The sequence below is a fragment of the Shewanella marisflavi genome, assembly GCF_002215585.1.
In the GTDB taxonomy this organism is placed as follows: Bacteria; Pseudomonadota; Gammaproteobacteria; order Enterobacterales; family Shewanellaceae; genus Shewanella; species Shewanella marisflavi.
The window spans coordinates 632,154-658,887 of the sequence record NZ_CP022272.1; the positions used below are offsets into that span (position 1 = coordinate 632,154).

General features: G+C 51.8%; 25 protein-coding genes and 1 pseudogene. 8 read left to right on the forward strand and 18 right to left on the reverse strand.

Annotated features, from left to right (window positions below; translation table 11 throughout):
- Window positions 1-28: 28 nt before the first annotated feature.
- From CFF01_RS02855 to crp, 4 genes are all read right to left on the reverse strand, one after another.
- On the reverse strand, window positions 29-1,360 hold the full coding sequence (locus CFF01_RS02855) for an ATP-binding protein (RefSeq protein WP_033538724.1): 1,332 nt from the start codon (window positions 1,358-1,360) through the stop codon (window positions 29-31).
- Complete coding sequence (locus CFF01_RS02860) at window positions 1,357-2,031, reverse strand: response regulator (protein ID WP_033538723.1); 675 nt, start codon at window positions 2,029-2,031, stop codon at window positions 1,357-1,359. The genes CFF01_RS02855 and CFF01_RS02860 overlap by 4 nt, the downstream gene beginning before the upstream one ends.
- 109 nt (window positions 2,032-2,140) lie before the next feature.
- Window positions 2,141-2,479 (reverse strand): PepSY domain-containing protein, encoded by a 339-nt coding sequence (locus CFF01_RS02865; RefSeq protein WP_088903787.1) that lies wholly within the window; start codon window positions 2,477-2,479, stop codon window positions 2,141-2,143.
- An 81-nt stretch (window positions 2,480-2,560) separates the two neighbouring features.
- Window positions 2,561-3,196, reverse strand: coding sequence for a cAMP-activated global transcriptional regulator CRP (gene crp / locus CFF01_RS02870; RefSeq protein WP_011864391.1), 636 nt, complete (start codon window positions 3,194-3,196; stop codon window positions 2,561-2,563).
- A 508-nt stretch (window positions 3,197-3,704) separates the two neighbouring features.
- Here crp and CFF01_RS02875 point away from each other — a divergent pair.
- Window positions 3,705-4,418, forward strand: coding sequence for a tetratricopeptide repeat protein (locus CFF01_RS02875; protein WP_283104802.1), 714 nt, complete (start codon window positions 3,705-3,707; stop codon window positions 4,416-4,418).
- 353 nt (window positions 4,419-4,771) lie between these two features.
- Here the strand turns inward: CFF01_RS02875 and CFF01_RS02885 are convergent, their stop codons facing one another.
- The 3 genes from CFF01_RS02885 to CFF01_RS02895 form a co-directional block, all read right to left on the reverse strand.
- A complete protein-coding gene (locus CFF01_RS02885) occupies window positions 4,772-5,659 on the reverse strand; it encodes a phosphoribulokinase (protein WP_033538722.1) in 888 nt (295 codons plus the stop codon).
- Window positions 5,660-5,741: 82 nt separating this feature from the next.
- A complete protein-coding gene (locus CFF01_RS02890; RefSeq protein ID WP_033538721.1) occupies window positions 5,742-6,005 on the reverse strand; it encodes a YheU family protein in 264 nt (87 codons plus the stop codon).
- Entirely contained in the window at window positions 5,999-6,973 is a 975-nt protein-coding gene (locus tag CFF01_RS02895; RefSeq protein WP_088903790.1) for a hydrolase, read from the reverse strand. The genes CFF01_RS02890 and CFF01_RS02895 overlap by 7 nt, the downstream gene beginning before the upstream one ends.
- Before the next feature lie 135 nt (window positions 6,974-7,108).
- On the opposite strand from CFF01_RS02895, the gene CFF01_RS02900 reads away from it, so the two are divergent.
- Together CFF01_RS02900 and CFF01_RS02905 are read left to right on the forward strand one after the other, a co-directional pair.
- Entirely contained in the window at window positions 7,109-7,615 is a 507-nt protein-coding gene (locus CFF01_RS02900) for a twin-arginine translocation signal domain-containing protein (RefSeq protein ID WP_088903791.1), read from the forward strand.
- Between the two features lie 63 nt (window positions 7,616-7,678).
- Entirely contained in the window at window positions 7,679-9,277 is a 1,599-nt protein-coding gene (locus CFF01_RS02905) for a GMC family oxidoreductase (protein WP_088903792.1), read from the forward strand.
- A gap of 51 nt (window positions 9,278-9,328) precedes the next feature.
- Here CFF01_RS02905 and CFF01_RS02910 read toward each other — a convergent pair whose 3' ends face one another.
- Window positions 9,329-9,784 carry a TIGR02444 family protein gene (locus CFF01_RS02910; RefSeq protein ID WP_033538717.1) on the reverse strand — a complete coding sequence of 152 codons (456 nt, stop codon included), beginning with the start codon at window positions 9,782-9,784 and terminating at the stop codon, window positions 9,329-9,331.
- Between the two features lie 48 nt (window positions 9,785-9,832).
- Window positions 9,833-11,743 (reverse strand): ABC transporter ATP-binding protein, encoded by a 1,911-nt coding sequence (locus CFF01_RS02915; RefSeq protein ID WP_088903793.1) that lies wholly within the window; start codon window positions 11,741-11,743, stop codon window positions 9,833-9,835.
- Window positions 11,744-11,917: 174 nt separating this feature from the next.
- Here CFF01_RS02915 and CFF01_RS02920 point away from each other — a divergent pair, with 174 nt between their 5' ends.
- Window positions 11,918-12,118: a YheV family putative zinc ribbon protein gene (locus CFF01_RS02920; RefSeq protein ID WP_033538774.1), complete on the forward strand. Its 201-nt coding sequence runs from the start codon at window positions 11,918-11,920 to the stop codon at window positions 12,116-12,118.
- Here the strand turns inward: CFF01_RS02920 and CFF01_RS02925 are convergent.
- On the reverse strand, window positions 12,115-12,426 hold the full coding sequence (locus CFF01_RS02925) for a hypothetical protein (RefSeq protein WP_088903794.1): 312 nt from the start codon (window positions 12,424-12,426) through the stop codon (window positions 12,115-12,117). The two genes, CFF01_RS02920 and CFF01_RS02925, sit on opposite strands and share 4 nt — an antisense overlap.
- A gap of 300 nt (window positions 12,427-12,726) precedes the next feature.
- On the opposite strand from CFF01_RS02925, the gene CFF01_RS02930 reads away from it, so the two are divergent.
- Window positions 12,727-14,136: an MFS transporter gene (locus CFF01_RS02930; protein ID WP_088903795.1), complete on the forward strand. Its 1,410-nt coding sequence runs from the start codon at window positions 12,727-12,729 to the stop codon at window positions 14,134-14,136.
- A gap of 203 nt (window positions 14,137-14,339) precedes the next feature.
- Window positions 14,340-15,746, forward strand: a complete 1,407-nt coding sequence (gene dbpA / locus CFF01_RS02935; RefSeq protein WP_088903796.1) for an ATP-dependent RNA helicase DbpA — start codon at window positions 14,340-14,342, stop codon at window positions 15,744-15,746.
- A 501-nt stretch (window positions 15,747-16,247) separates the two neighbouring features.
- Here the strand turns inward: dbpA and CFF01_RS19405 are convergent.
- Window positions 16,248-16,382, reverse strand: a pseudogene (locus CFF01_RS19405) (IS6 family transposase); the annotation flags it as partial.
- A 126-nt stretch (window positions 16,383-16,508) separates the two neighbouring features.
- Here CFF01_RS19405 and CFF01_RS02940 point away from each other — a divergent pair.
- Window positions 16,509-18,740: a S41 family peptidase gene (locus CFF01_RS02940; RefSeq protein WP_088903797.1), complete on the forward strand. Its 2,232-nt coding sequence runs from the start codon at window positions 16,509-16,511 to the stop codon at window positions 18,738-18,740.
- 48 nt (window positions 18,741-18,788) lie between these two features.
- Here the strand turns inward: CFF01_RS02940 and CFF01_RS02945 are convergent, their stop codons facing one another.
- The 4 genes from CFF01_RS02945 to CFF01_RS02960 form a co-directional block, all read right to left on the reverse strand.
- Window positions 18,789-19,202, reverse strand: coding sequence for a GFA family protein (locus CFF01_RS02945; RefSeq protein WP_088905859.1), 414 nt, complete (start codon window positions 19,200-19,202; stop codon window positions 18,789-18,791).
- Between the two features lie 71 nt (window positions 19,203-19,273).
- Window positions 19,274-19,672 carry a hypothetical protein gene (locus CFF01_RS02950; RefSeq protein ID WP_088903798.1) on the reverse strand — a complete coding sequence of 133 codons (399 nt, stop codon included), beginning with the start codon at window positions 19,670-19,672 and terminating at the stop codon, window positions 19,274-19,276.
- 50 nt (window positions 19,673-19,722) lie between these two features.
- Window positions 19,723-20,451, reverse strand: coding sequence for an SIMPL domain-containing protein (locus CFF01_RS02955; RefSeq protein WP_088903799.1), 729 nt, complete (start codon window positions 20,449-20,451; stop codon window positions 19,723-19,725).
- Window positions 20,452-20,668: 217 nt separating this feature from the next.
- Window positions 20,669-22,105: a DEAD/DEAH box helicase gene (locus CFF01_RS02960; protein WP_088903800.1), complete on the reverse strand. Its 1,437-nt coding sequence runs from the start codon at window positions 22,103-22,105 to the stop codon at window positions 20,669-20,671.
- A gap of 321 nt (window positions 22,106-22,426) precedes the next feature.
- On the opposite strand from CFF01_RS02960, the gene CFF01_RS02965 reads away from it, so the two are divergent.
- Window positions 22,427-22,756: a DUF3622 domain-containing protein gene (locus CFF01_RS02965; RefSeq protein WP_088903801.1), complete on the forward strand. Its 330-nt coding sequence runs from the start codon at window positions 22,427-22,429 to the stop codon at window positions 22,754-22,756.
- 87 nt (window positions 22,757-22,843) lie between these two features.
- Here the strand turns inward: CFF01_RS02965 and nrfD are convergent, their stop codons facing one another.
- From nrfD to phsA, 3 genes are read right to left on the reverse strand one after another with little or no spacing between them, the layout of a single operon-like run.
- On the reverse strand, window positions 22,844-23,785 hold the full coding sequence (gene nrfD, locus CFF01_RS02970) for an NrfD/PsrC family molybdoenzyme membrane anchor subunit (protein ID WP_033538709.1): 942 nt from the start codon (window positions 23,783-23,785) through the stop codon (window positions 22,844-22,846).
- On the reverse strand, window positions 23,782-24,354 hold the full coding sequence (locus tag CFF01_RS02975) for a 4Fe-4S dicluster domain-containing protein (RefSeq protein ID WP_033538708.1): 573 nt from the start codon (window positions 24,352-24,354) through the stop codon (window positions 23,782-23,784). Before CFF01_RS02975 ends, nrfD begins: the two co-directional genes overlap by 4 nt.
- Window positions 24,355-24,366: 12 nt before the next feature.
- The gene (gene phsA / locus CFF01_RS02980) at window positions 24,367-26,649 is read right to left on the reverse strand and encodes a thiosulfate reductase PhsA (RefSeq protein ID WP_088903802.1); all 2,283 of its coding nucleotides are present in this window, start codon (window positions 26,647-26,649) and stop codon (window positions 24,367-24,369) included.
- Window positions 26,650-26,734 lie beyond the last annotated feature (85 nt).

Genomic DNA, 26,734 nt, shown 5'->3' on the forward strand with positions numbered 1-26,734 from the left:
ACTGCATCGGCTTTTTTATGTCTGAATGTTAGGCATTGAAGCCTAAGGTGATCTTCAAGCCGCCGAGTTGTTGGCTATGCTCGAAGTTCAGGCTTATCTCGTACTGCTCGGCAATGTCTTTGACGATGGAGAGGCCGAGCCCATGGCCCATAATGCCCTCATCCAGGCGCTTGCCTCGTTGGGTTAGCTGGCAAAGCGCATCGTCAGCCACACCCGGGCCATCATCTTCTATGGTGAGCAGTATCTGCTCCTTGGTTAATTTCGCCGAGACTGTGACCTCTTGATTGGCCCACTTGAAGGCGTTATCCAGCAGGTTACCGATAAGCTCCATACCGTCTTCACGGTGAATGGGCAGGCGACAGAGTTGGTCGGGCAGATTGAAGCGGCACTCAATGCTCTTGTGACCGTGGACCTTGGTGAGGGTCTGCGTAAGATCCTGCAGATCTTTAGGCAGTTGCATCTGCGCCGCGGGTAGCATGTCGCCGGTGATCCTCGCCGCCGCCAGCTTGCGCTCTATCATCTTGTGGATCTGATCCAGTTGATTCTGCATGGCGCTGGCGGTCTCGGGATCTTTCAGCCCCAAGACTTCCACCTGTTGCTGCATCACCGCCAGCGGCGTCTTAAGGCCATGACTGAGGTTGCCCAGATTATTGCGGCTACGCTCCATCTGCTTGCTCGAATACTGCAGCAATTCGTTGTAGGTCTGCGCCAGGGGAGCCAGTTCAGGTGGGATCTTATTGACCTCAAGCGCCGTGATCTCGCCCTCTCTGAGTTTCATCAGAGCCTGCTGCATGTCGTTGATCGGTTTGAAGGATTGTCTTAGCAGAATAAAGATCCCCGCCACCATGGCCAGTAACATGGCGAGGTTGACCGACAGCTTAGTGCCATACACCTGGGAAAATACCTGACGACCGATACTGAGATCCTGGGCGACCGTGAGCGTTGCCTGTACCTTGGCGTCGGCACTGCTAAGTCCTAGCGACAGTAGCTGGATATCATGGTTTTGCGGCCCCTTAGTTTGCCAGACACGTGTCTGTCCCTTGGGCAGCGGTTGTATCTCTAGACGCTGATCCCACAAGGAGCGGGACCTGAGTTCGATATCTTTGAGATTTAGCTGGTAATAACGCCCGGAATAGACGGGTTTATAGAAGTTAGAGACCTGGCTGGGGTCAATGCTGATATCGCCGTTGTCGAGCTGTATCGCCAGTAATACTTGTTCTAAGTCTTCTTCAAGACGATCGATAATCGAGTCATGAAACGCCTGGCGTAACATGGACTCGAAGATAACGATCGCCACGAAGGTGGAGATGATGACTAAGGCTGACAGCCAGAGGCTGAGCTTAGTGCGGATTGATATCATGGTTTCAGGCCATGGAAAATATAACCCTGTCCACGGCGAGTCTCGATGGCCGTTTTGCCTAGCTTCTTACGTAGGTGGGTTACATAGACCTCGACCACGTTACTCTCTTTCTCGTCGTCAAATTGGTACAGCTTGTCTGTCAGCTGGGCCTTGGAGAGCAGTTTCTTGGGTGACATCAGGAAGATCTTCAGCAGGCGGAACTCCATGGCGGTGAGTTCAAAATGTTGCTCGCCTACGGTGACACTCTGCTGCCCTTCATCTAAGGTCACGCCTTCGAAGCTCAGCTCCTTGGTGGCGGTGTTGGTCTTGCCATGGGCGCGGTTGATCAGCGCATGAATACGCGCCAGCAGCTCCTGGCTGTGGAAGGGTTTACCCAGATAATCGTCGGCGCCGGCGTTAAAACCTTCGACCTTCTCATGCCATTGGCTGCGTGCGGTGAGCATGATCACTGGCGTGTTAATGCCTTGGTTGCGCCAGGTTTCCAATAGCTGCAAACCATTGCCATCGGGCAGGCCGATATCCAGGATGACGCAGTCGTAGTGGGTCTCTTTGATGAGGTAGTCGGCTTCGGCGGCTCTATCGGTGACATCGGTAACATAACCAGCCTGTTTCAGCTGTTTGGCAAGCTCTTCGACCAGTAGGGTGTTGTCTTCAACCAGCAGCAATTTCATCGTTTCTTTCTACCTTAGCGTTGTCGCACTGAATCTAGTTCTTGAGGCGCTTTAAATCGGACGCCTCGATTGATAATACACTTTTTCGTCTTAAGCGGATATTTTAGCGCTAGTTTTTGTGCGGTACGCAGGCGTCTGGCAGGGGCTTACCCGTCTGATGTTGGCCAGTGGTAGCGTCAATATCGAGGGAGATGAGTTCACCGTTTGCGGATTTGATCTGCAGATCATATTGCCATCTGCCCTGGGCATGGAACAGGTGGGCATCGACCAGTTTGCCATCACAGTAGGCCTGTACCTGGCTGAGGGTGAGATCGAGAGAGAGAATTTTACCTTCGCTGACCAGTTGTTTGGCCTGGTTGTGTTCCAGTTCGATGGCAGCGTTTACGGCAGGGCTTAACAGTGAGCTGACGATAAGCATGAGTGTGCTGGCTACGGCTGTCGGTTTCACTGATGCTGTCCTAAAAAAAATGGCCTGACAAGGAGTCAGACCACTTTAACTAAGATCTATTAAATCTAACTTAACGTTAGCTTAGCGGGTGCCATAAACCACGATAGTTTTGCCGTGGGCTTGGATCAAGTTCTGCTCTTCAAGCATCTTGAGAATACGACCCACAGTTTCGCGTGAACAGCCAACGATCTGACCAATTTCTTGGCGAGTGATCTTGATCTGCATACCATCAGGGTGAGTCATGGCATCGGGTTGCTTCGCTAGGTGCAGCAGTGTCTGCGCGATGCGACCAGCAACGTCTAGGAATGCAAGGTCACCCACTTTCTGGCTGGTGCTTTGCAGACGGTAAGCCATCTGAGAAGAGAGCTTCATCAGGATCTCAGGGTTTACCTGGATCAGCTGCTTAAATTTCTTGTAAGAGATCTCGGCAATTTCACAGGCTTGTTTAGCGCGAACCCAAGCGGTACGCTCAGCTTGCTCTTCGAACAGACCTAATTCACCGATGAAGTCACCTTGGTTTAGGTAAGAGAGGATCATCTCTTTGCCTTCTTCATCTTTAATCAAGACGGCGACAGAACCTTTTACTATGTAATACAGAGTATCGGAGTCTTCACCTGCATGGATCAGAGTGCTTTTGGCTGGGTATTTATGAATGTGACAGTGTGATAAAAACCATTCCAATGTTGGATCCGGTTTAGGCTTACCAATCAGAGCCATGCCTGTGTTCCTCGACTGATTAATGTAAATACAAGAATATGCTAAATAAGCAGACTACGTCAATTAGACCCCAAAAACCTCGTCAGAGATCAAATTATTGCAATAAGTATGCAGCGGGTAACGTAATTTAACTTGCTCTCAATAGTGGGAGTTTATTTTGATACATTAGTAATATATGTCAACTAATACCGTACGGTGCCCTGTTTATTTGGCTGACAATGCTGCCCATATCACATCTGTCTAAGATCTTGCTGTGCTTTCAGGAGATAAAGCTAGTGATTTTCATGCATTAAAATGCGGTTTTTACTCGACTTAGCCGGGAGATTATTGGTAGTGTTAGCCTCTGCGTCCCTGTAAATCCTTGGACAGAGGAACCTTAACGTTGTGGCTATTTCGTGTCTGTTAGCTGATAACACGAACTGGTGAAGGAGAGTCTTGAATCGTGACAAAGCATGTTTGGAAACTGGCTACCGGTCTGTTCGCCCTGTTTGCCTTGCATCAGCAAGCCATGGCGTTTTCAATTCCCGCAACCGCCGCGGCAGAGCCCGCCAGTAAGTTAGCCCATATTCAACTTAAGGCGACTCAAGGAGAGTCTGAGGCCCAGTTTCTGCTCGGCCTTATGTATCTCTCTGGTCGTTTCGTCGATCCCAATCCGCAGTTAGGTGCCACTTGGGTTGAACGCGCTGCCGAAATTGGTCACAAGAAGGCGGCTCAGACCATAGCGGATCTGGCCTTTGACGGTAAGATCATCCCGCGGGATCTTGCCTTGGCCGAGCGATGGTATCTAAGCCTTGCCAGTGAGAATGACAAGTGGGCTCAGTTTCGTTTGGGGTTCATCTATGCCGCCGGTGGTCACGGTGTGACACGCAATTGCGGTAAGGCGGTGGACCACTTCCTGGCGGTGGGCGATGAGATCTCATTGGGCAATGTGGTGTGGATTCTCTCTACCTGTCCCGAGGCCAAGTACCGTGATGGCGGAAAAGCGCTGGCAATCGGTAAGGGCTTGGTCGCGGCGAACAGCCAAGACCCCACCAATCTGGATAACCTAGCCGCTGCCTATGCCGAAATTGGTGACTACAGCTCGGCGGTCGACTTGCAAAAGCAAGCGATAAAGGCGCTCAAGCAGACGGCAGAGTATGATAAGTCAGATGAGTTTGAGTTAAGACTGGAAAACTATCGTCAGCAAAAACCTTACCGTGAAGTGGTGCCACTGTCGCAGTAATGAGTGTGTTCTCGCTGTAAAGATCTAGCCGTAAACGCCGACGCAAGTTGGCGTTTTTTTATGCCTATCGCTGGGCAACGCCTAGGGAAATCATTGCTCATTTGGCGGAAACGCTGAATATCAAGGGCGACGAATTAGATAATTTAGCTTTGGAGTGGTATCGCTGGAAGAGTGTCGGGACGCTAGCATACTCAAGGAAGCAAACAGATCAAGATGGGGGAATTCACTCCCAAGAGTATACTAACTATCAGTCTTTCGCCTGAAATCCCGATAGCAAACATTCTATGTGAGCTGACTTAAATAAAGCTTAAGTGAAACTCACTCTCGCTGAACTTCACCTATTTGCCGAAATATTACTCGTTATCGAGATCCAAAAGGTGCTGACGCTTCTCCATGAGATCGCGGATCAAGGGCGTCAGGATCAGTTCCATCGCCAGCGACATCTTGCCACCAGGTACCACAAGAGTGTTGATGCGCGACATAAAGGAGCCGTCGATCATCTTCAGGTAGTAAGGAAAATCGACATTCTTGATGCCGCGAAAACGGATCACCACGAAGCTTTCATCCAGGCTGGGGATGGTCTTGGCACTAAAGGGGTTAGAGGTATCGACCGTGGGTACCCGCTGGAAGTTGATATGGGTACGGGAGAACTGCGGCGTCATATGATTGATGTAATCTTCCATGCTGCGCACGATAGATCCCATCACCTTTTCGCGGCTGTGTCCTCTGTCTGAAGTGTCGCGAATGATCTTTTGAATCCACTCCAAGTTAACGATTGGCACCATGCCAATGAGGAGATCCACATGCTGAGCCACATCGCAATCTTCGGTCACTACGCCCCCATGTAACCCCTCGTAATAGAGCATGTCGGTATTTTCCGGCAGTGGGCGCCATTGAGTAAAGGTGCCAGGCATCTGGTTAAAGGGCACCGCCTCATCGAAGGTGTGAAGATAGGAGCGGGTTTCGCCCTGTCCGGTGGCACTGTAATCGCTAAAGCACTGTGCGAGCCTGGCAAAGTCGTTGGCCTCTGGGCCGAAATAACTGATATTACGGTTTTCATTTTGCGCCTGGCGGATCTTTAGCTCCATCTCGGGACGCGTGTAGTGGTGAAAGCTGTCGCCCTCTATCATCGCGGCGTTGATCCCCAGCTGACGAAAGATATGACTGAATGCCGTCGTGGTCGTAGTGGTACCTGCTCCAGAGGAGCCGGTGACGGCAATAATTGGGTGTTTGGCTGACATGTTCCTACCTAAAAGCGCTAAAGCCACGCCTTTTCAAAAGCATTTGTGAATCAATAGTTATACGGCACGGAGAACCTAAAGGTCAATAAGGACCATCATTTCGCCCCGATGACGCCAGGGTATTTTGTCTATGACGAATGGCGATAGATTCATCCTCTTCACTGTACTCCACAACGAGTTCATTGCGGGCCAGTGCCTGACGACACTGCTTGATGGCATGGGTCAACGCCGCGTCATCCAGGCTGGCGAAACTGCCATCTTCGGTCTGCGCGAAGAGGAACTCCTTGATCAGATTATCCAGGGTGTCGCCGGGGAGCTGCAAAAGCGCCTCATAGGGGACTAACATGCTGCCTCCAGGAGAAAGTTAACTATACGTTGTTCCAGATAAAACCTGGGTTTGAGCGGATGACCGCCGTCGATAAAGCCCACATGACCCCCTTGCTGATGTAGCTCATAGGTAACCTGAGGCGACAAGGCCTCTTGGCTAGGGATCACTTCATCTGTCATGAAGGGATCGTCCTTGGCGTGGATCACTAAAGTCGGCTTAGCCACCTGGCTAAGGTAGGGCAGGCCGCTGGCTCTGTGGTAATAGTCTTCCACGCCGCTAAAGCCGTGCAGCGGCGCCGTGATCCTGTCGTCGAAACGATGAAAGGTGGTCAGGCTGTCGACTTCGGCAGGGGTGACCGGCATCTGAGCGCTCAGTGTCTCCATGGCCAACTTGTCGCGAACCTTCTGCTGTAGCTGCTTGATGAGATAGCTTTGATATACCTTAGAAAAACCACGCTTAAGCCGGGTGGCACAGGCGCCCAGCTGCAGCGGCGCCGAGATCACCACGGCGCGCTCTACCAGACTGTCGGCGCCTTGTTCGCCCTGATACTTGGCCAGCACGTTACCGCCCAGGCTGTAACCCACCGCCAGCAGTGGTGAGTTGGGATAGTCTCGTTTTAGCATGCTCAGTGTGGTGTGTAGATCTTGCGTATCGCCGCTGTGATAGCTGCGGGCGAGGCGATTAGTGACTCCGGAGCAGCTGCGGTGGTGATGCACCAAGGCGCTGACACCATCCTGACTTAGTCGGCTTAACAGGCGTCTGGCATAGTGTGAATCGGCGCTGCCTTCGAGTCCGTGCACTATCACCACTATGGGCTCACCTGGGGCGGGTTTGGCTAACCAGTCGAGATCGATAAAGTCGCCATCTTCCAGCTCCAGCCGTTGACGGATTAAGCTGGGTTTATCCACTTTTCTCAGAACGGGCAAGATGGTTTGCACATGAGGATTTCTTGCCCACCAGGGGGGCGTAAAGGTACGCTGGGTCATAAATCGCTATTGCCGAAAATTAAAACGTATGTTTAATTACTAGATGTGTGGCTAGTGTAACATAATTTAGAGCGCGCCCTTGCTCCCTAAGGACGGCTCATAGGATATCGTCAATGACAGAGCACAGGGAATAAGATGAACCGACGCACCTTTCTGACCACGGCCCTGGTGGGCACAGGCGCCTTAGCCCTGGGGGTGAACCTATATCATCCACCGCAGGTGAGAGTGAGTGCCTCCTTGGATCAATCCCACCGACTGCTCTTCAGCCTTCTGGTGCCCGTGTTTCTCGATGGCGCCTTACCCGATACTCAGTCGCTAAGGGTAGCGGCGCAAAATCGCACCCTAGATGCCATAGTGGCAACCATGGATCTCTTGCCCGATGACTCCCGCGATGAACTTGAACAACTTTTAGAGCTGCTGGAATCGCGCCTGGGGCTTTTGCTGCTTACGGGGAATATGACCCCACTACTGATGAGGCAGCCTCAAGAATTAGTGGCCATGTTAGAGGCTTGGCGAACCAGTTTTCTCGACCTTATGGTTACCGCCTATCAGGGGCTGAGGGAGTTAGTGATGGCCAGTTACTATAGCTGCCCCGAACATTGGAAACGCCTAAATTACGAGAAGCCCAGTTTGTTTGGGTAACGAACAATTCCATATAGTTAGCGCATAAGAATAAGCCCTTAATCTCAGGGCAAAGGAGCAATATTGGCCATTGAAGATCCCATAGTAAGCGGCTTAGCCAGGGGGTGGCAGCATATTGATGCCAGCCAGCTCACCGAAAACAGCACCTTGGAGGCCGATGTTGTCATCGTTGGTAGCGGCGCCGGTGGCGGCGTGGCGGCCGAGATACTGACCGAGGCGGGCCTTACTGTGATTATTGTCGAAGGCGGGCCGCTGAAATCGTCGCAAAGCTTCAATATGGAGGAGCGCCGCGCTTACCCCAATCTCTACCAGCAGGCCGCGTCGATGAAGACCAAAGACAAGGCGATCGGCATCTTTCAGGGGCGGGCGGTAGGGGGCTCTACTACCATTAACTGGACCACCTCGATCCGCACCCCAGAGAATGCACTGGCGTTTTGGGCTGAGCACAAGTCGGTGACAGGTTTTTCCAAAGAGGAGTTGGCGCCCTGGTTCGATAAGATGGAGCAGCGGCTCAATATCACTGAGTGGCCTTTTGAGCCTAATCGCAACAATATGGCGCTCAAGCAAGGCTGTGAGGCGCTCGGTTGGGAATACACTGTCATTAAGCGTAATGTGGCTGGCTGCTGGAATACCGGCTATTGCGGCATGGGCTGTCCGGTTAATGCCAAGCAGTCGATGTTGATCACCACCATTCCTGCGGCACTGGACCGTGGTGCCACCTTAGTCAGTCGTGCCAAGGTGCATAAGATAGAGCATCACAACGACAAGGTGTATGCCCTCAAGGCCCAGGCGCTGAACGAATCACTGCGCCCTAACGGCGTACAACTGATGTTTAAGGCCAAGCACTATATCTTGAGCGGCGGCGCCATCCACACGCCTGCGCTGATGATGCGCTCTGGCCTCGCCGATCCACAGCAGATCTTGGGTAAGCGGACTTTCCTTCACCCGACCGTGCTCAGCGGCGCCCTGTTTAACGATGCCATTAATGGTCATAGTGGCGCGCCCCAGTCCATCTATTCGGATCAGTTTGTCTGGCAAGATGGTGCCGACGGTGAGCTGGGCTATAAGCTGGAAGTGCCGCCTATTCATCCCGTGTTGATCGCCTCTAAGTCCCTGGGCTATGGCCTGAGTCATGCCGAGCTGATGGCGCAGTTTAATCAGTTACAGATAACCATCGCCTTGATCCGCGATGGTTACCACGCCGACAGCCCTGGCGGTCAGGTGATGCTGACCGACAAGGGCTATACCTTGGACTACCCGCTGACCGACGCCTTCTGGCGTGCGGCGCGCCGTGCCTTTGCCAGTATGGCTGAGCTACAATTTGCCGCCGGGGCGCAGAAGGTATTGCCCATGAGTGAAGGTATGCCTTATCTGCCGAACTGGCAGGCGGCCAAGGAGGCGATTGCCGAGATGACGCTGGCTCCACTTAAGACTGTGGTGGCCTCGGCTCATGTGATGGGGGGCTGCCCTATGGGCGAAGATAAGATGCTCGCGATGGTCGATAGCCGAGGGCGTAGCCACTATCTGGAGAATCTGTCTGTGATGGACGGTTCGCTGTTTCCCACTAGCCTGGGGGCCAACCCACAGCTTTCTATCTATGGGATCACCGCCCGTAATGCCAGCCTGTTGGCCAGTGAGCTGACGGGAGCGACCGCCAGTTAATTCTTAGTCCAGTGAATCCTTAGTCCAGTGAATTCTTGGTCCAATGAATTTTTAGTTAATTGGCGTTAGGGTCTGTGCCAACTGCTGATACTGCTTCAAATCTATCTGATAGAGGGCGAGATAGCGGGGTAGGTTGGCGCTGCGCTGCTCGTTTGCCAGCTGTCTGAGCTGGAGGAGTATCATCGCCTGTGACTTGCGCTCCAGCATCAGCTCAACCTCTAGCATCTGCTGATACTCTGCCTTGGCCAGATTATGTTTGCTTAGCTTTCTCAGCCTGCGGTAGGGCTTGAGTACCTTCTCTTCCCAAGCTGCCACCTGGTCGGCTAACTCTTGCCAGTCTTGATCGCTCAGGTAATAGTGTTGCTCGTCGAGCCACTGGGCCAGCAGCAATAGGTTGACGTTGAGGCCATAATCATCCTGCAACTTGAGATAGAGCAGTTGCCCCTTCTCATAGAGGCGGTCACAGGTCTGCCAAAGGGAGGCGTCGAAATGATTAACATGGCTCATGGTTCATCCTTGTTGTGTCGGCCTGAGTGTTGACCTTAGCGTTGGGGGTTAGCCCAGCGCCTTGGCTTCTTGTTCTATGGCTTCGATGGTCTCTTGCAGTTCGAGCCACTCCATCTCACTGGCCTCCAGTGTCTGGGTGTGCGCGGTACGCTCGGCCAGGATCTGGGTCAGTTTGGCCTTGTTGTCGGCCTCATACAGACTGGTATCAGCCAGCAGATTTTCCAGCTCGGCCAGCTTGTCGCTGCACTCTTGCTGTACCTTCTCCAGCTTGGCCTGGGATTTTTTCAGCGGTGACAGCTTCTGTCTCAGCTCGGCTTCCAGGCGTTTCTGCAGCTTCTTGTCCTGAGCCGGCGTGGCCTCAAGTGAGGTGGCCTGTTTATTGGCCTCTTTGGCGGCGTCCAGCAACCATTGATGGTAGTCATCGAGATCGCCATCGAAGCTCTTCACCTCGCCGCCATCCACCAGGTAGTAGTCACTACAGCTCAGGCGCAGCAAGTGTCTATCGTGGGATACGATGATCATGGCACCTTCGAAGGATTGCAGGGCCATGGTCAGGGCGTGACGCATCTCGAGATCCAAGTGGTTGGTGGGCTCATCGAGTAGCAGCAGGTTAGGTCGTTGCCACACCAGCAGCGCCAGCACCAGACGGGCCTTTTCGCCGCCGGAGAAGGGACGAACTGGCGAGAGTGCCATGTCGCCGTTAAAGCCATAACCGCCGAGGAAGTCTCTCAGTTCTTGCTCTCTGTGTGTGGGGGCGAGTCGCGTCAGGTGCTGCAGTGGCGACTCATCCAGGCGCAGAAATTCCAGCTGATGCTGGGCGAAGTAGCCGATATTGAGGCCTGGGTTGGTTTCGTAAATGCCGCTCATGGGCTTGAGCTGCTCCGCCAGTAGCTTAATCAGCGTCGACTTACCTGCGCCATTGCGTCCCAGCAGGCCGATACGGGCTCCGGGCACCAGGTTGAGGTGCACATGGTTTAAGATAGGCGTGTCGCCATAGCCGACCGAGACCTGCTCCATCTTCACCAAAGGATTCGGCAGGGCATCGGGGGCGCGAAATGACATATAGAAAGGGCTGTCGGCCTTAGACGGCAGCAGCTCTGTCATCCGTTCCAGCGCCTTAAGGCGGCTCTGGGCCTGTTTGGCCTTGCTGGCCTTGTAACGGAAACGGTCGACGAAAGATTGTATATGGGCACGCTCTTTCTGTTGGCGCTCAAAGGCGACCTGTTGCTGAGCCATGCGCTCGGCGCGGATCCGCTCGAAGGAAGTGTAGTTGCCCTTGTAGAAGTTGAGCTTATGGTGCTCAACATGGACTATCTCGTCGACGATGGCGTCGATAAAGTCTCTGTCGTGGCTAATGAGGACCAGCGTGCCTTGGTAGGCCTTGATCCAGCTTTCCAGCCAGTACATGGTATCTAAGTCGAGGTGGTTGGTCGGTTCGTCCAGTAGCAAGAGGTCAGAGCGGCATAGCAGTGCCTGAGCCAGGTTGAGGCGCATGCGCCAGCCCCCTGAGAAGCTCTTCACCGGATTACCCTGCTCGGCTTCACTAAAGCCTAGACCGGCCAGCAGACTGGCGGCGCGTGACTGTATGCTGTAGCCGCCAATGGCGTCTATCTTGCCGTGGAGCAGGGCGATTTGGTGGCCGTTATCCTCAAGCTGGGCCTTGTTCAGGGCTTGTTCCAGCTCGCGATATTCTCTGTCGCCGTCAATCACATATTCCAGGGCGCTGACATCTAATGCCGGGGTCTCCTGCGCAACGGTGGCTATTTGCCAACCCGATGGCACGCTGATCTCGCCCTTATCCAGACTAAGCTGCCCCATGATCAACGCCAGCAGAGATGATTTGCCCGTGCCATTGGCACCCACCAAACCCACTTTGTGGCCGGGATAGACGGTCAGAGAGGCTTCATCCAATAGGGTCTTGGAGCCGCGAATAAGTTGCGCTTGGGAAATGGTGATCATTGAGGTCGACTTGATGCATAGCTAAGGATTAATAAGCTTGGGATGATAGCCCAGTTGGGGTGTTGCTTACCACTCTTTAGCGGGGAGATTTTGAATCCGATAGGGTGTTTTACGCTTGCTTATGGCAAAATGTCCCTATCGTCAGAGTTATCATCACCACAGGTTGAGTCAAGCGTGAGTAAAGTGAGAGTCAAGAAACGTTTCGTTGCCGGTGCCAAGTGCCCCAAGTGTCAGGCTCAGGACAGCATAGTGTTGTTTAAGGAGCAGGGTGTCGAGACGGTTGAGTGCGTCGAGTGCGATTACCGTGAGCAGCAGGCCGAGGCCGAGGTGGCCAAGCAGGCCACCGGAGATGTAATAGGCGTGTTTAAACCCTAGTCGTGAAAGCCCTGTTGTAGAAACAGGTGGCGCGTCTGGTTAAAGCGCGCCTCATCGGCAAGAACGAAGTCGATCGCCAGCTGGGCGTTTTCCTGTCTGAACTTCTCTGTTTTGGCTATCTCATATTCGTTCATCACGATATTCATCGCCTCTACCGTCCATTCGCACTCCCCCTGGCCTATGCTGACCTCGTCGGGATCATAATGGGTCACCATCCAGTCTTGTAACTCTTCATTGTCTATCTTGGCCTGCTGCCATGCCGTGAGTTGATCGATAAGTTGCTGTTTGCTGATATTCGTTGTGCTCATTTTTCTCAAATGTCTGCTGTAAGTGGGCATTTCGTTGGATACATGATAGCGATAAAGCGCTTTTGATGCGATGGTGCTGAGCTAGCGCCTTATCATCTCAGTCAACAAGAATGACAGTCTGGCACCAGCCATTGAGGGTTGCCTCCGTTCCCTCAGCCCCCATTGGGTGGCGTTTGTTATGGTCTTTTGGTCAGTTTGTTGGCTTCTTTTTGTAAAAATTGATCCCTGTCATGACGCTAAGGTTGCGTCCTTGCTCGCCTCAGGGTAGTTTGAGGTGTTTTTTCGCCTGGAAGACTAAAAATGAATAATAAAGCTACGTCCACTGCGGCGCCGCGCTTTCCTAGAATTTTCTGGATCGCCAACGGTGTCGAGCTGCTCGAACGAGCGGCATATTATGGGGTGTTTATCGTTATCACCCTCTATCTGTCACGCATCCTTGGCTTTAGCGATGTCGAAGCCGCCTGGCTGGCGGGTTCATTCTCCGCGGGTCTCTACTTTTTACCTACCTTTAGTGGTGCGTTAGCCGATAAGATTGGCTTTCGAGGCGCCCTGCTGTTGGCGTTTGGCCTGTTAACCATAGGCTATGCGTCGCTGGCGATATTTCCGGCGCTGATCGAATCTCAGGGGCTGGTGGAGTATGGCAAGGAGACGGTTTATCACGGCTTGAGAGAGGCAGATATCCGCTGGGCAATTGTGCCTATCCTTATCGTTATCATGATAGGAGGCTCCTTTATCAAGGCGGTGATCACAGGTACCGTGGCGCTGTCTACCACAACAGAGACCCGCGCCAAAGGTTTCTCGATCTTCTACATGATGGTTAATATCGGCGCCTTCTCGGGTAAGACAGTGGTGAAGCCGCTGCGTGAATCCATGGGCGATCTGGGTTTGATTAACCTTAACTATTTCGCTGCCTCTATGACGCTGATCGCCTTCTTCAGTATCTTCTTGTTCTTCAAGAGCACAGAGGAGAATCGCTCGGGCAAGAGCCTGGGTGAGATCTGGCAGGCGCTGCTTAAGGTACTCGCCAATGGGCGTCTAATTGCGCTAATTCTGATCATTACAGGTTTCTGGATGGTGCAGCATCAGCTCTACGCCACCATGCCAAAATATGTGCTGCGTATGGCCGGTGAGGGCTCATCACCTTCTTGGTACGCCAACGTGAATCCGCTGGTGGTATTCCTCTGCGTCAGCTTGGTCACGGGTATGATGGCTAAGCGTAGCGCGCTGACCTCTATGACTGTGGGGATGTTTATCATGCCTGTGTCTGCACTATTGATGGCATCGGGCAACATGTTTGCCGGTACTGAGACCATCTTAGGTATGCACCCTATCGCGGCTATGATGATTGTCGGTATCGTATTTCAGGGCTTGGCCGAGTGTTTTATCTCGCCGCGCTTCCTGGAGTACTTCTCGTTGCAGGCGCCTAAGGGCGAAGAGGGGCTCTATTTGGGCTTTTCGCACCTGCACTCCTTCATCAGCTCGCTGCTGGGCTTTGGTCTGTCGGGATACCTGCTGGAAGCCTACTGCCCAGATCCACGCAACTTTAGCGACCATTCCGCCTGGGTTGAGGCTTCGTCTCACGCCCATTACATCTGGTATGTGTTTGCCGCTATCGCCAGTATCTCGGCGGTCTCTCTGATCGTTTATGGCGCCGTGATCAAGCGTATCGATGCCAAGACTGACACAGACGCAGAACTGGCCACCGCATAAGCACGATAGCCGCCGCGACGGTTCGCGGCGGCTTTGATTAAATTCCCTTCCAATAGGCAGCATTGGTGAGTATTTGCTGCTATAATCGCCGCCATATTCACGCATGCCCTTGATCCGACTCAACGGCTGCGGCCATCTATTATTTGCATTACTTGTGTTTGAGACCGCCGAGTCTCATCGAGACACATCATTAGGACATTACCGTGAGTCAATCTGACGCTACTACGCCAAGCGGGGCTTTTGATAGCCTGCCGCTAAAACCCGCTTTGCTTGAGACCCTGCAATCCATAGGCTTTTATCAGATGACGCCTATTCAGGCCCAGAGTCTGCCTGCCATTCTCAATGGACAGGATGTCATAGGTCAGGGGAAGACGGGGTCGGGTAAGACGGCCGCCTTTGGTTTAGGGCTGCTTAACCGTCTGGATGTGAAGCGTTTTCGTATTCAGTCTCTGGTGATGTGTCCTACCCGTGAGCTGGCAGATCAGGTGGCGGCTGAGCTACGCACCCTGGCGCGCGGTATTCATAACATTAAGATCCTCACCCTGTGTGGTGGTGTGCCTATGGGGCCGCAGATTGGCTCGTTGGAACACGGAGCCCACATTATAGTGGGTACCCCGGGACGCATTATCGATCACTTAGACAGAGGTCGTTTAGATCTCGACAACGTCAACATGTTGGTGCTCGACGAGGCGGATCGTATGCTGGAGATGGGTTTTCAGCGCGAGCTGGATGCCATCATGCAGTCGGTGCCGCGCGAGCGACAAACCCTGCTGTTTAGCGCCACCTTCCCCGAGCAGATCCAAGGGCTTAGCGAGCAGATCATGATCGACCCCCTCATGGTGAAGGTCGAGGCCCAGCATGACAGCGAGAGCATCAAGCAGCATTTCTACGAGTGCGGCAATAACAATGATCGCATGAAGGCGCTGCAGCTTCTGCTGTTGGCTCATCGCCCCGAGAGCGCTGTGGTCTTCTGTAATACCAAGCGTGAAACCAAAGATGTGGCGGCGAAATTAATTAATGCCGGTTTTAGTGTGGTGTCACTGCACGGCGATCTGGAGCAACGGGATCGCGACCAGATGCTGCTCAAGTTTGCCAACAAGAGTGCCAACATCATGGTGGCGACCGACGTAGCCGCTCGCGGCCTAGATATCGACGCCTTAGACATGGTGGTCAACTACCATGTGGCCTATGACACAGAGGTGCACATTCACCGCATCGGCCGCACCGGACGTGCCGGCAGCAAGGGCGCGGCCTACACCTTCTTTAATCACGAAGATGGTTACAAGATAACACTACTGGCGGACCTTATTGGCCGCGAGATAGACGGCGAAGAGTTACCAGACGAAAGTCTGCTAAATACCCTGCCGCCTCAGCCTAGAATGGTCACCATTCAGATCGATGGTGGTAAGAAACAGAAGGTACGTCCAGGCGATATCTTAGGCTGCCTCACCGGTGACAACGGCATCGAGGGCAGTGAAGTGGGTAAGATTAAGATCACCGAGTTTCGCTCCTATGTGGCGGTGGATCGTAAAGTGCTGCGCAAGGCGCTCAATAAGATCGTCAAAGGTAAGCTCAAGGGTAAGAGTTATCGGGCGTGGGAATTGAATTAATTAATCGCGTAATATAGCGCGGTGATTGAAAAGGAGCTGACTAAGGTTAGCTCCTTTTTTGTTGCCTGGTGTTTGGCGGGATTTGGTATAGGGGAGTTTGTTTGTAGGCCATACCTTCATGGATACTTATTGCCTGCCGCAGGCTTTATGTGCAGCTACGCCTGTGAGACGGTGAGTGAAACGCAGCTTCGTGCTTACGAACGAGAGGCATGGATGCCGAACGGGCATTTAAACACGGATGTTGTTTGAATATATCCCTATAGGCTTCACGGCGGTACTGACCTACATGGATGTTGGAAATGCCAAAAAATGTAGGGAACATTTTTGGCCATGCCGCCGAGAGCCAAAAGCGTGCTTACACCCGTATCTAACGTCTCTTCGATTTGACTTTTTTGGTGTGAAGAGGGAATCAACTGCCCCATTCTGTGCAGACGCACTACTAAGCCTATTGACCAAATTTTAGTAATGCTACAACTTGGCCAGAACAAGGGGGCGATTCACATAAGAAACATGAATACCTCGATAAGCTAGGATTTCTTCGATATCTCGCAAGCTGAGTGTGAATCGATGAGTGAGTTAAACGGCATTACTGATGATTTGAGCCGGATATCGATGGCCGGAATTGATAGTTTTCATGCGGCTAGGATGCAATAACCGCGAAGATATTGCTTAACCTGACAGTACCTGTCTAATTAACGAGGTCCACTGCAGTGATTACTATGGTTATAGTACAAGAAGTAAAGGATTCAGGAAGTTAATAAAATGGAAAAAAATATACGTATCATGGTTTTGTTGCTTTCTTTGTTAGCGGCGTTCGGAGGGATGGCTAAGCCTAGTTTACCTGACCTAGATTTCGAAACCCATGATAAGTTTCCCACTGATGGGTGGAGGGTATCTGGAGGGGATACTGGGTATAGCTTTTCGGTTGACGATAAGGTTTTTCAACGTGGGCAGAGATCCGTTTCAGTTGAGTTTAAAGGAAGTAATCCTGGCGCTGGCTCCTTTGGTTATTGGTTGGCGCTCAAAGCGAAGGGGCAAAACATTAAGCTGAGGGGGGCAGTGAAAACTGAGGGAATTACTGATGGATGGGCGGGTTTGATGCTTAACGTTCACCCTGATCAAGCCTTTAGTAATATGTGGGAACAGAAGTTATTTGGTGACAATGATTGGAGGGAATTTGAGATTAGTTTGGATGTCGATCTTAAAAATGCTTCTTCTATTACAGTTGGTGGTGTGTTATCGGGTAATGGGAAAGTTTGGTTCGATGATCTTCAGATATTGATAGACGATAAGCCATTAACAAGTTCTCAACTACGTGAGACTCCTCGCGCATATAAGGATGACGAATTTGATTCTGGTTCAATATTGGTTTTGTCGGGATTGGATGAGACAACACTAATAAACTTAGACCTTTTAGGGAGGGTGTGGGGGTTTCTGAAATACCATCATCCAAATGTGGCAAGGGGAGATTATAACTGGGATTATGAACTGTTTAGGTTTCTTCCCGATTATCTTTCAGCTGTGGATGTTCAGGAGAGAGACAAGAGTCTGGTCGGTTGGATCGATCGGTTAGGTAAGGTGACTCCGTGTATTGATTGTAAGGTGACAAATCAGGAGTCTGTTCTGAAGCCAGATCATAGATGGTTCTATGAATTCGGTCTATCAAAAGAACTAATCAAGAAATTGAACTCGGTCTATGAGGGCCGGAGACAAGGCGCGAGCTTTTATGTAACCACTGACAGTAGGCGGAGGGTCATTTTTTCAAATGAAAAAGCTTATTCTAATATGCCGTATCCAGATGATGGGTTTAGGTTATTAGCTTTATACCGGTACTGGAACTTGGTTCAATATTTTTTTCCGTATAAGCATCTGACTGAAAAGGAGTGGGGTAGTGTTCTCGCTGAATATATTCCATTGTTTCTAGGCGCAAAAAATCGGTTAGATTATGAAAAAGTGGCGCTATCTTTAATGGGTGAGCTTAAGGATACGCATGCTAATTTATGGGCTGGTCGCGGTGAAGTTGAAAAAATGCGAGGTGAATTTTACCCTCCAGTTTTCACAAGGTTTGTTGAGGGCGAGCTTGTTGTTGTAGATTTTTACACGGAAAACAAGCGTGATATCAGCGATATGTCCCGTCTGAGCGGCCTGTCTATAGGCGATGTTATTACAGAGATCGATGGTGTCGCCGTGGAAGAGTTGGTTAGGGATAAGCTGCGTTATTACCCGGCATCAAATGAGGCTTCAAGGCTAAGAGATATTGCTCCTGATTTGTTGAGGTCGAATAAGGCTAAAATAGATGTAAGCTTTAGGCGCGACAAGTTAATGGGTAATACGTCGCTAAAATTATTCAAAAAGGAAGAGTTGCACGTTTTCCAGTTGTATCGCAAACCTACGGGTGAAAAAAGCTATAAAACTATCGATGGGGATATTGGTTACGTTACGTTGGCCATCATTGAAAAAAAGGATTTGGATTCTATAAAAAATCAATTCAAGGATGCGGCAGGCATTATAATTGATATTCGAAATTATCCTAACACTCCATCAATGTATAGTTTGGGTTCATTTTTCGTGGAAGATAAAAGAGCATTCGCGAAATTCACTTATCCAAACATAAATAACCCGGGTGAGTTTGGCGTTGGTAATGTAGCGGTTCTTAAACCGTCGGAATTGACTTTTAAAGGAAAGCTAGTTGTCTTAGTGAATGAAAATACACAAAGTCAGGCCGAGTTTACTGCGATGGCATTTAGGGCGGGTAGAGACACTACGATAATAGGGAGTAAAACGTCAGGTGCAGATGGCAACATTGTGAGCTTTGCTCTGCCGGGTTTATTAAGGACGACTTTTTCCGGTATTGGAGTTTATTATCCTGACGGTGGAGAAACTCAAAGAGTAGGTATTATTCCGGATTTAGAGGTTAAGCAAACCATAGAAGGAGTGAAGGAAGGTAGGGATGAGTTAGTGGAAAAAGCTATTGAGATAATTAGGGCTAGATAGGCTGCGATTAAGTAGTTATCTAATCCCTGCATGACTGTAGTTTTAATATTAGCCCTGACTGCGGCTCTGGCGGTATCTGGGCAGGTCATCGCTTATTATGAGCCAGTCTGGCTGCTGATCAGTGTGAATATGATATCTGGGCGCCACAGCGTTTGGATTATCGAGCGAGGCGATGCTCAGGGTGTAGTAATCTGGGTAATCGGTACTGCGATAGCTGATGCTGGTACCACACTGGTCGCAAAAGCCGCGGCGAATGGTGTCAGATGAGGCGTACTCCTTGGGCGTGCCCTTGAGCCAGTTGACCTGATCGGTCTTAAAATCCATCCAACAGGCGGCCATCGCGCCTGTGCTCTTGCGGCATTGGCTGCAGTGACAATAATCGCTGTCAAAGGGCTCGGCCGATACCCGGTAGCGCAGGGCACCGCACAGGCAGCCGCCTTGTAGTTGAGTTGCTGTTTTCATTCCTTTATTGCCACCCTTTGTTTCAGAATTCATTTCGTTTGCTCAACATTGCTAAACCATCTGCGTGTTGCTTAGTTGCGTGGGTAGATTTCGAGAATGGGAAACTTGTGCTCACCAAAGGCTAAGGTAATCGAGAGTATCTCGTTGGCGGCAAATCTCCTTTTAAAGATTTGCGGTGTTAATCTTTCACCGTTGGCAAACAGTGCCATTAGGTGGTTCTGATTTAAGGTACGTTGACCAGATGCCAGGTTTTCAATGGTCATAACCGCCCAACGTTCACCCGCTTCATTACTCATCAGCACGCTATTGAGCACCTTGAAGTCACTGATATCTGGTTGAGTGTTATTTTCGTTGGGAAATGAAGATTGAAAGCTACCTGAGACGCTACGGTCGACGGTTAACACATCGTCTATCGCCGCTACTGCGCCTGAACTTAACAGGGTGATGGTTAGTAAAATATATTTCAACATAGTGACCTCACTTATCGTCCATTTGGGTTCCGTCATATTAGGGGATTGTGCTATTTGACCTCGAGATCGAAGACAACCGTTATCGAGGAAGAAAAGCTAATGGTGGCTTGTAGATAGCGGCCTGGAGCTAGATCGCCGGCATCAATTTTTGAACCTGTTACAGAGATACGTTCAACATCACTGTATGCACTATATCCGTATCGACTAGAGTCGCTGCTTGAATTGATGCTGTAGATATTTCCTAACTCAGCGCCGAAGGCGTTGGCTAATGAGGTGGCCTTAGCTTTCGCATCTTCAACGGCGAGTACAGTCGCTTGTTTTTTATATTCATGTGACCGCGTTGATAACAATTCTACATCTTCGATTTCATTGATACCGACGCTGAGAGCAAAGTCGATAAACCCGTTCATCTGTTGCAGATCATTAAGGGTGACTTTCAATGTTCGAGTCGCAACATAGCCTGCGATCACCTCTAAGTCTTCATCGGTATAGTTCAGATGGGGTTCGGTGAGCAGATTAGAGGCCGAGACCTTGTCCTCATTAACTTTGAAATCATCTAAGCCTTTAAGCAGTGCATTGACGCGTTGATCAACCTCTTTCTTAGCTGAGAGGGCATCTTTTTGAATGCTTTGCACTTCAAAGGTGATTCTTGCCATATCAGGTTTGGTGACAATTTTCCCTGACCCGTGAGCCACAACATGTCTGTGGTTGGGAAGGCCCGAATTAGCCTGAGTGTATAGGGGGGTAAGGCACAAGAGGATGAAGGCGATGTATTTCATATTAAAAGTCCATTTCTAAAGCGTAACGGGTCAATGTTGTCGACCTAATGATGAGGCCGCTAACGGGTACTCATCTTTATAAATAACGACAATACAGTGATTTAAGCGAGGATGTAAATGTTAAGCGTGAACTTTCGAGTGAGATTCGATGGTGAGATTGAGACGGGTCTAAATAAAACTGGGGCGCAGACCTGCCAGGCCCCAGATGGGTTCTAGATTAGTTTTTTGCCTGAGTCGCTTGTCTCGGGCGGCGACGTCTGCGACGCGCTGGGGCGTTACCGTCTCTGTGCTCGCTCTTGCCTTGGCCCGCACTTTGTTGCTTACCTGCAGATGCCTGACCTTGGCTAGCAGGCTTGCCATTGCCCGAGCGACCTTTGCTTTGGCCTTCATTATCTGCCTTGGGCCTGTTGGCCTTCTGGGGCTGGCCGCTGCGCGAGTTGCGGTTGCCATCTGATTTGGGATTACGAGGTCCCTTGTGCTGGCCATGGCGCTTAGGCGTCAGCGTGGTCTCAGGCAGCTCGTGGGTCGGCTCAAAGCCCTCTACCTCGGTGCGGGGCAGTTGCTTGCCGATCAGACGCTCGATATCCACCAGTAGCTTAGCTTCTTCGCTGCTAACCAGAGAGATCGCCTTGCCGTCGGCGCCGGCGCGACCGGTACGGCCGATACGATGCACATAATCCTCGGGCACATTGGGCAGATCGAAGTTGACCACTTGAGGCAGTTGATCGATATCTAGGCCGCGGGCGGCGATATCTGTGGCGACCAGTACGCGTACATCGCCGCTCTTAAAGTTGGCCAGCGCCTTAGTGCGGGCGCCCTGACTCTTGTTGCCGTGGATCGCCGCTGCGGTGATCCCTTTGCCGTCCAGGGTCTTGGCCAGACGGTTGGCGCCATGTTTGGTACGGCTAAATACCAACACCTGCTGCCAGTTATTCTGTTTGATGAGGGCGATTAGGGCCGCCGACTTCTTACTCTTATCTACGGGGCAGATAAGCTGCTGTACCGTATTGGCCGTGGTGTTACGTGGCGTAACCGAGATCTCCACCGGATTGTTAACCAGCCCTTTAGCCAAGGTGCGGATCTCATCGGAGAAGGTGGCCGAAAACATCAGGTTCTGACGTTTGGTCGGTAAGATGGCCAGGATCTTCTTAATGTCGTGAATAAAGCCCATATCCAACATGCGGTCGGCTTCGTCCAGGACTAAGACCTCCAGCTGGCTAAAGCTAAGAGCATCTTGCTGGTAGAGATCCAACAGACGACCTGGCGTGGCTACCAAGATATCGACGCCGCGCTTAAGTTGACTGATCTGCGGCCCAATGCCGACACCGCCAAACACTACGGCGCTGCGAAGAGGCAGATGCTTTCCATAGGTGGTAACGCTTTCGGCGATCTGCGCCGCTAATTCGCGAGTAGGGGTGAGCACCAGGGCGCGTACCTGTTTGCTGCGGGCACGTGGTCCCTTGCTTAGTAGCTCGAGTAACGGCAGGGTAAAGCCTGCGGTCTTGCCTGTCCCGGTTTGCGCGGCGGCCATCACGTCCTTGCCTGACAAGACGGCGGGTATTGCCTGGGCTTGGATGGGGGACGGCGTCAGATAACCTTTTTCGGTTACGGCGTTTAAAATGGGGGCGGATAAACCTAGGGAGGTAAAACTCATAGATGGGTCTCTTGGGCTACAAAGGGCAGCAAAATACGGGGCCAAGTGCACTGGCGGGCGTGCAGCTTACAGTAAGACAGGCTAAAGTGCTATTTAATTCGCCTGATCGCCGTAGGGCCAGGGCGGGGATTGGTGCTAGGTTTTATGCTTGTTAGCGCCTGGTTAGAGGGATCTTTTTTAGCGAATTGTGCGCGCTAATGATTGAGTTTTATCCAGAGGAGACTACAATAGCCGCCTTTCTGACGACAGTGGATAAATTCATCGACTGTTTCCCTCAATGAGCGGCAAGTTTGCACTCGAAGATCGAATTAGGAAATTAACATGACACAACAAAAGAAATACGGTCTTCGCGTGATCGAAGCCGAAGGTAGCTGGACCGCTGAAGTGACTCGTCGTATGACGGCGCGCAAGACAGTGGTGACTAAATCAAAAACTGGCTTTGCCACTGAAGCCGAGGCGACCGCCTGGGGCGATGAGACCCTAAAAGGTATCGTTGAAAACCTGATGGTGCGCAACGAGCGCCGCGCCAAGCAACGCGCCGAGCGTGATCAGGCGCTTGCCGATAAAGAAGCTGCCGCCGAGAAATGGCGCGCCGAGCGTGATACGGCTGGCGAAAGCGATGACGACTTGTTCGACGAAGACGACGAGTAATCGCTCGCACAACATATGCGAAGAACCATAAAAAGCCCAGCATCTGCTGGGCTTTTTGCGTTAGTGGAGATGAATTTCGTAACTTCCTTAGCTGATATAGCTCTGACCCGCGTAGAGCACAAAGTGTCTCAGCGCCAGCACCCCGGTGAGGCTACAGCAAGCCACCGCAATCATTACGCCCTTGCTGTGGCGCGTCTGTGATGGCATCAGCATGGTGAGCAGTGGGATGGCAAAACCGATACCGACCACACCGACCCAGAAGACACTTGCCCACACACCTGTAGTGAGTGACGCCAGCGCCGCTGCAGCTGCACCGCCCTTGAAGTAGAGGGCGCAGAACAGCATGAACAGGAACATGATCTCGCTTAGCATCACGGGCAGTTCCAGGCCGTGCATCTTGCCCAGATTCGCATCATGGGGGTGAGTGTTAAACATCAGCAGCGCGCCAACGGCGTTGGCTGCGGCGCCTGCAGACAGACCCGATACCAAAAAGAGTGCCGGTAGCACAGCCGTGTTTAACATAGGGTAGGCGTTCATCGCCGAGATGAGGAAGCCTGTATAGGCACCGACACCAATGGCGAGCACAAATAACACCACTTCCATCGCCTTTCTAAATGGCATTAAAGCGTGTGCCACTGGCACTAGGAAGCCCAGTTTCCACTTAGGCAGCTCATCTCGCAACACAATTAAGGAGTAGGCGATCCCTATGGGTGAGTAAGCTAACAAAGCCAGCACCCCTATGGACATTACCGAGCTCAAGTTGTAGTTGATTAGAATAAGCCAGAAATCAAACGGCTTAGTTAAATCAAATATTAAGCAGGCAAGACCGACAGAGATAGCAACTGGGCTGATAATCGCCGCCGCTTTTAATATTGCACTCTCTACCGACTTATCTTTGCTGTACCAGCGCAGACCTATGCCGATCAGAATGGAGCCTGCCGAGAGGCCTGCCATAAACAGGTAGACCGCGATAATCCAGTTCCAGGTGACTGGATCATATTGCGCCATATCGCCCCAGGTATTGTTCATGACTGTATCCCCCCACGTTTAGTTGGAATGCGATAAACCCTGGGCTTGGTACCCAGATGGGTCTTCTCCTGATAGGTCGCTTTAGTGTTGATCAGTTTGGCCACCTCGCTGCTTGGATCGTTGGCATCGCCAAAGGTGAGTGCATCGGTGGGACACACGGTCACGCAGGCTGGCAGTTCGCCACGGGCCAGGCGGGTATCCTTACAGAAGTTACACTTGTCGGCCGCCTTGGTTTCAGGGTTCATGAAACGTACCTTGTAGGGACAGGCCGCCACACAGTACATACAGCCGACGCACTTATCTTCTTTGATAGAGACCAGTCCATCTTCGCCCACATAGGCCGCGCCTGTCGGACAGACGGTGACACAGGGCGCGTTTTCACACTGCTGACAGGAGACGCGGTTGTATTTAAAGTGCAGGTGCGGGGCATCGCCAAAGGGGCCTTCGACTCGCACTTGCAGACGGGTGACCCCTTCTGGGGTACCGTTTTCGCTGCGACAGGCGACGCTACAGGCCTGACAGCCGATGCAGCGATTCTCGTCGTGCACCATTACATATCTTTTACTCATACTGGACTCCTATTAGATCTTCGCTAGCGTGATGCCAGTAGTGTGAATATTCATGCCGCAGACAGGCGCCGTTTTGTTTGGCAGTAGGTTACCGCAGTGAACCCCTTTGCCGGTCGCTCTGGATAGCTCTTTATTTTTGGAGCCGAAGCCCATGTAGGCGAACACGGTATCCTGACGAATACCTGGGGTGACCAGGGCGGTACCTTCTTCGCTGCCGACGCTGCTGGTAAGGCGGATCTTATCGCCGCTGGCGATCCCTAAGCGTCCTGCGGTGATAGGGTGGATCCACACGCCGTTGTCAGACATCAGGTTGGCCAGCATGGGAATGTTGTGGGTGGCGCCATTGGTGTGCACCGCTACCTTGCCCTGAATAAAGTAGAGTTCGTTGGCTTGCTTGAGTTCGACTGGACGATACTTAATGACTCCGCGTCCGGCGGCCATCTGCTCGACCTTGTCTGAGCTGAGTTCAATCTTGCCGCTTGGGGTCTTGAAGCTCATGGCGTTGGCATAGGTGCCATCGTCATCGGTGGGCTTAGCATTGGGATACTGCTTCACGAACGCTGCTACCATGGCGGGTTCACGCAGCATCAATGGCTTGCCGTAGCTGACATAGCCCTTTTGCTTGATCTCATTAAAGCGTGCTACGTCGCGATCGACTTGCAGCAGTTGTAGGCTTTCCATGTTTTCCCATGGGAAGTATTGGCCTAGCCCCAACTCGTGGCCTAGCTCTTTGAAGATTTGCCAGCTTGGCTTAGTGTTGCCTATGGTCTCAACCACACGTTGGCGCACGTAGTAGGCCGGACTCTTGCCTGACTTGTCGGCGATCTCTTCGTCCCGTTCCAGATAGGTGGACTCGGGGAGAATGATGTCGGCGTAGGCCGCCGTTTCGCTGATATAAACATCACAGCTGACCACAAACTCGAGTTTCTTCAGGGTCTCAACCACCAAGGCTCTGTCTGTCATGGTCTGCATCGGATTGGTGCGGCTCATCACCCAGGCTCTAAGCTGATAGGGTTTGGCTTCTAAGGTGGCATCGAGAATGGTTTGATAGATACCGCCAGATGACCACATCATGGCGTACTGCTCATCTACCTGATCGATACGCTTGGCCTGTGGCTTAGGCATGCCTTCGACACCGGGTTTACCTAGACCTGGAGCAACCTTGTCACCGGCAAACTTGTTGTAAGTTTTAGCCTTCTTACCCAGGTAGAGACCGCCCTTGCGCTCAATGTTGCCGATTAAGATGTTGGCGGCAAACAGGGCGCGGCGCATCTCAAACTCTTCTGGGGTGAAGGTGGCGCGGTGACCAAAGTCCACTACGGCATGGGGCGCCTTGGCGGCAAACTCATGGGCGATACGGCGAATGTCCTTGGCTGGCACGTCGCTGATCCCTTCGGCCCATTCTGGGGTGTAGGCTTTGACTTCCTTGGCGAAGGCATCGAATCCTTCAACATGGCGCTCGATAAAGGCTTTGTCGTAAAGGTTGTCGTAGATCAGCACATGGCACAGGGCCAGCGCGACTGTGACATCCGTACCCGGACGTATGGCAAACCATTCGTCGGCCTTGTCGGCGACCACTGAGAAGCGTGGTTCGAATACCACTAACTTGGCGCCTTTATCCATCTGGGCCTTCATCATGCCGCGAGTCTCGGACATGTTGATCCCTTCATAGAGATTGTGGCCGAAGTTGATGATGTACTTGGAGTTGCCTAAGTCACGCTTCACCTTAGTGCCAAACATCGCCTTGGCGGCAATCACATAACCACCCGGGCAGGTAGTGGCATGGGTAAAGGTATTGGGTGAGCCGAAGGCCTTGGCTAAATGGAACAGGTGGCCTGAGAGTGAGCCAGATTTAGAGGAGAAGGCCACGGCCTCTGGGCCATGATCTTGCTTAATTTGATTGAGCTTCAGGGCGATCGTCTTATAGGCCTCTTGCCAGCTGATCTCTTCCCATTTGCCTTCACCGCGCTCGCCGACCCGGCGAAGCGGTTTAACGATACGCTGTGGATCATACAGCAGGCTGTGTCCGGCGCCGCCTCGGGCGCAGACTTTACCGCCAAAAGATTTGGCTGCCTTATTACCGCTAATAAATACATTCTTGTCATCGACGACCCGTGCCGAGATGGGACAACGCGTCGAACACATTTCACAGATACTGGCGACTTCCTTGCCCACCCCTTTTAAGGGTTTCTGCTCCAGCGCAGCTAAAGAACCGGGTAATAATGTCGCTAGCGCACAGCTTGCACCCCCTGCGCCGGCGCCCTTAATAAACGTTCGTCTATCAAGCTCTATCATGGTTTCCTCCTTCATCTGCCTGAGCAGATGAAATCACACACTGTTATTGGTTTTTGTTCCCTCCCGCAGGAGGTCTGAGCCATTG

What these genes read in the sequence shown, in the direction of transcription:
- CFF01_RS02855 (WP_033538724.1), bottom strand. Translation starts at nt 1,360, where the DNA reads ATGATATCAATCCGCACTAAGCTCAGCCTCTGGCTGTCAGCCTTAGTC.
- CFF01_RS02860 (WP_033538723.1), bottom strand. Translation starts at nt 2,031, where the DNA reads ATGAAATTGCTGCTGGTTGAAGACAACACCCTACTGGTCGAAGAGCTT.
- crp (WP_011864391.1), bottom strand. Translation starts at nt 3,196, where the DNA reads ATGGCTCTGATTGGTAAGCCTAAACCGGATCCAACATTGGAATGGTTT.
- CFF01_RS02875 (WP_283104802.1), top strand. Translation starts at nt 3,705, where the DNA reads ATGGCGTTTTCAATTCCCGCAACCGCCGCGGCAGAGCCCGCCAGTAAG.
- CFF01_RS02885 (WP_033538722.1), bottom strand. Translation starts at nt 5,659, where the DNA reads ATGTCAGCCAAACACCCAATTATTGCCGTCACCGGCTCCTCTGGAGCA.
- CFF01_RS02890 (WP_033538721.1), bottom strand. Translation starts at nt 6,005, where the DNA reads ATGTTAGTCCCCTATGAGGCGCTTTTGCAGCTCCCCGGCGACACCCTG.
- CFF01_RS02895 (WP_088903790.1), bottom strand. Translation starts at nt 6,973, where the DNA reads ATGACCCAGCGTACCTTTACGCCCCCCTGGTGGGCAAGAAATCCTCAT.
- CFF01_RS02900 (WP_088903791.1), top strand. Translation starts at nt 7,109, where the DNA reads ATGAACCGACGCACCTTTCTGACCACGGCCCTGGTGGGCACAGGCGCC.
- CFF01_RS02910 (WP_033538717.1), bottom strand. Translation starts at nt 9,784, where the DNA reads ATGAGCCATGTTAATCATTTCGACGCCTCCCTTTGGCAGACCTGTGAC.
- CFF01_RS02915 (WP_088903793.1), bottom strand. Translation starts at nt 11,743, where the DNA reads ATGATCACCATTTCCCAAGCGCAACTTATTCGCGGCTCCAAGACCCTA.
- CFF01_RS02925 (WP_088903794.1), bottom strand. Translation starts at nt 12,426, where the DNA reads ATGAGCACAACGAATATCAGCAAACAGCAACTTATCGATCAACTCACG.
- CFF01_RS02930 (WP_088903795.1), top strand. Translation starts at nt 12,727, where the DNA reads ATGAATAATAAAGCTACGTCCACTGCGGCGCCGCGCTTTCCTAGAATT.
- CFF01_RS02940 (WP_088903797.1), top strand. Translation starts at nt 16,509, where the DNA reads ATGGAAAAAAATATACGTATCATGGTTTTGTTGCTTTCTTTGTTAGCG.
- CFF01_RS02945 (WP_088905859.1), bottom strand. Translation starts at nt 19,202, where the DNA reads ATGAAAACAGCAACTCAACTACAAGGCGGCTGCCTGTGCGGTGCCCTG.
- CFF01_RS02950 (WP_088903798.1), bottom strand. Translation starts at nt 19,672, where the DNA reads ATGTTGAAATATATTTTACTAACCATCACCCTGTTAAGTTCAGGCGCA.
- CFF01_RS02955 (WP_088903799.1), bottom strand. Translation starts at nt 20,451, where the DNA reads ATGAAATACATCGCCTTCATCCTCTTGTGCCTTACCCCCCTATACACT.
- CFF01_RS02960 (WP_088903800.1), bottom strand. Translation starts at nt 22,105, where the DNA reads ATGAGTTTTACCTCCCTAGGTTTATCCGCCCCCATTTTAAACGCCGTA.
- CFF01_RS02965 (WP_088903801.1), top strand. Translation starts at nt 22,427, where the DNA reads ATGACACAACAAAAGAAATACGGTCTTCGCGTGATCGAAGCCGAAGGT.
- nrfD (WP_033538709.1), bottom strand. Translation starts at nt 23,785, where the DNA reads ATGAACAATACCTGGGGCGATATGGCGCAATATGATCCAGTCACCTGG.
- CFF01_RS02975 (WP_033538708.1), bottom strand. Translation starts at nt 24,354, where the DNA reads ATGAGTAAAAGATATGTAATGGTGCACGACGAGAATCGCTGCATCGGC.
- phsA (WP_088903802.1), bottom strand. Translation starts at nt 26,649, where the DNA reads ATGATAGAGCTTGATAGACGAACGTTTATTAAGGGCGCCGGCGCAGGG.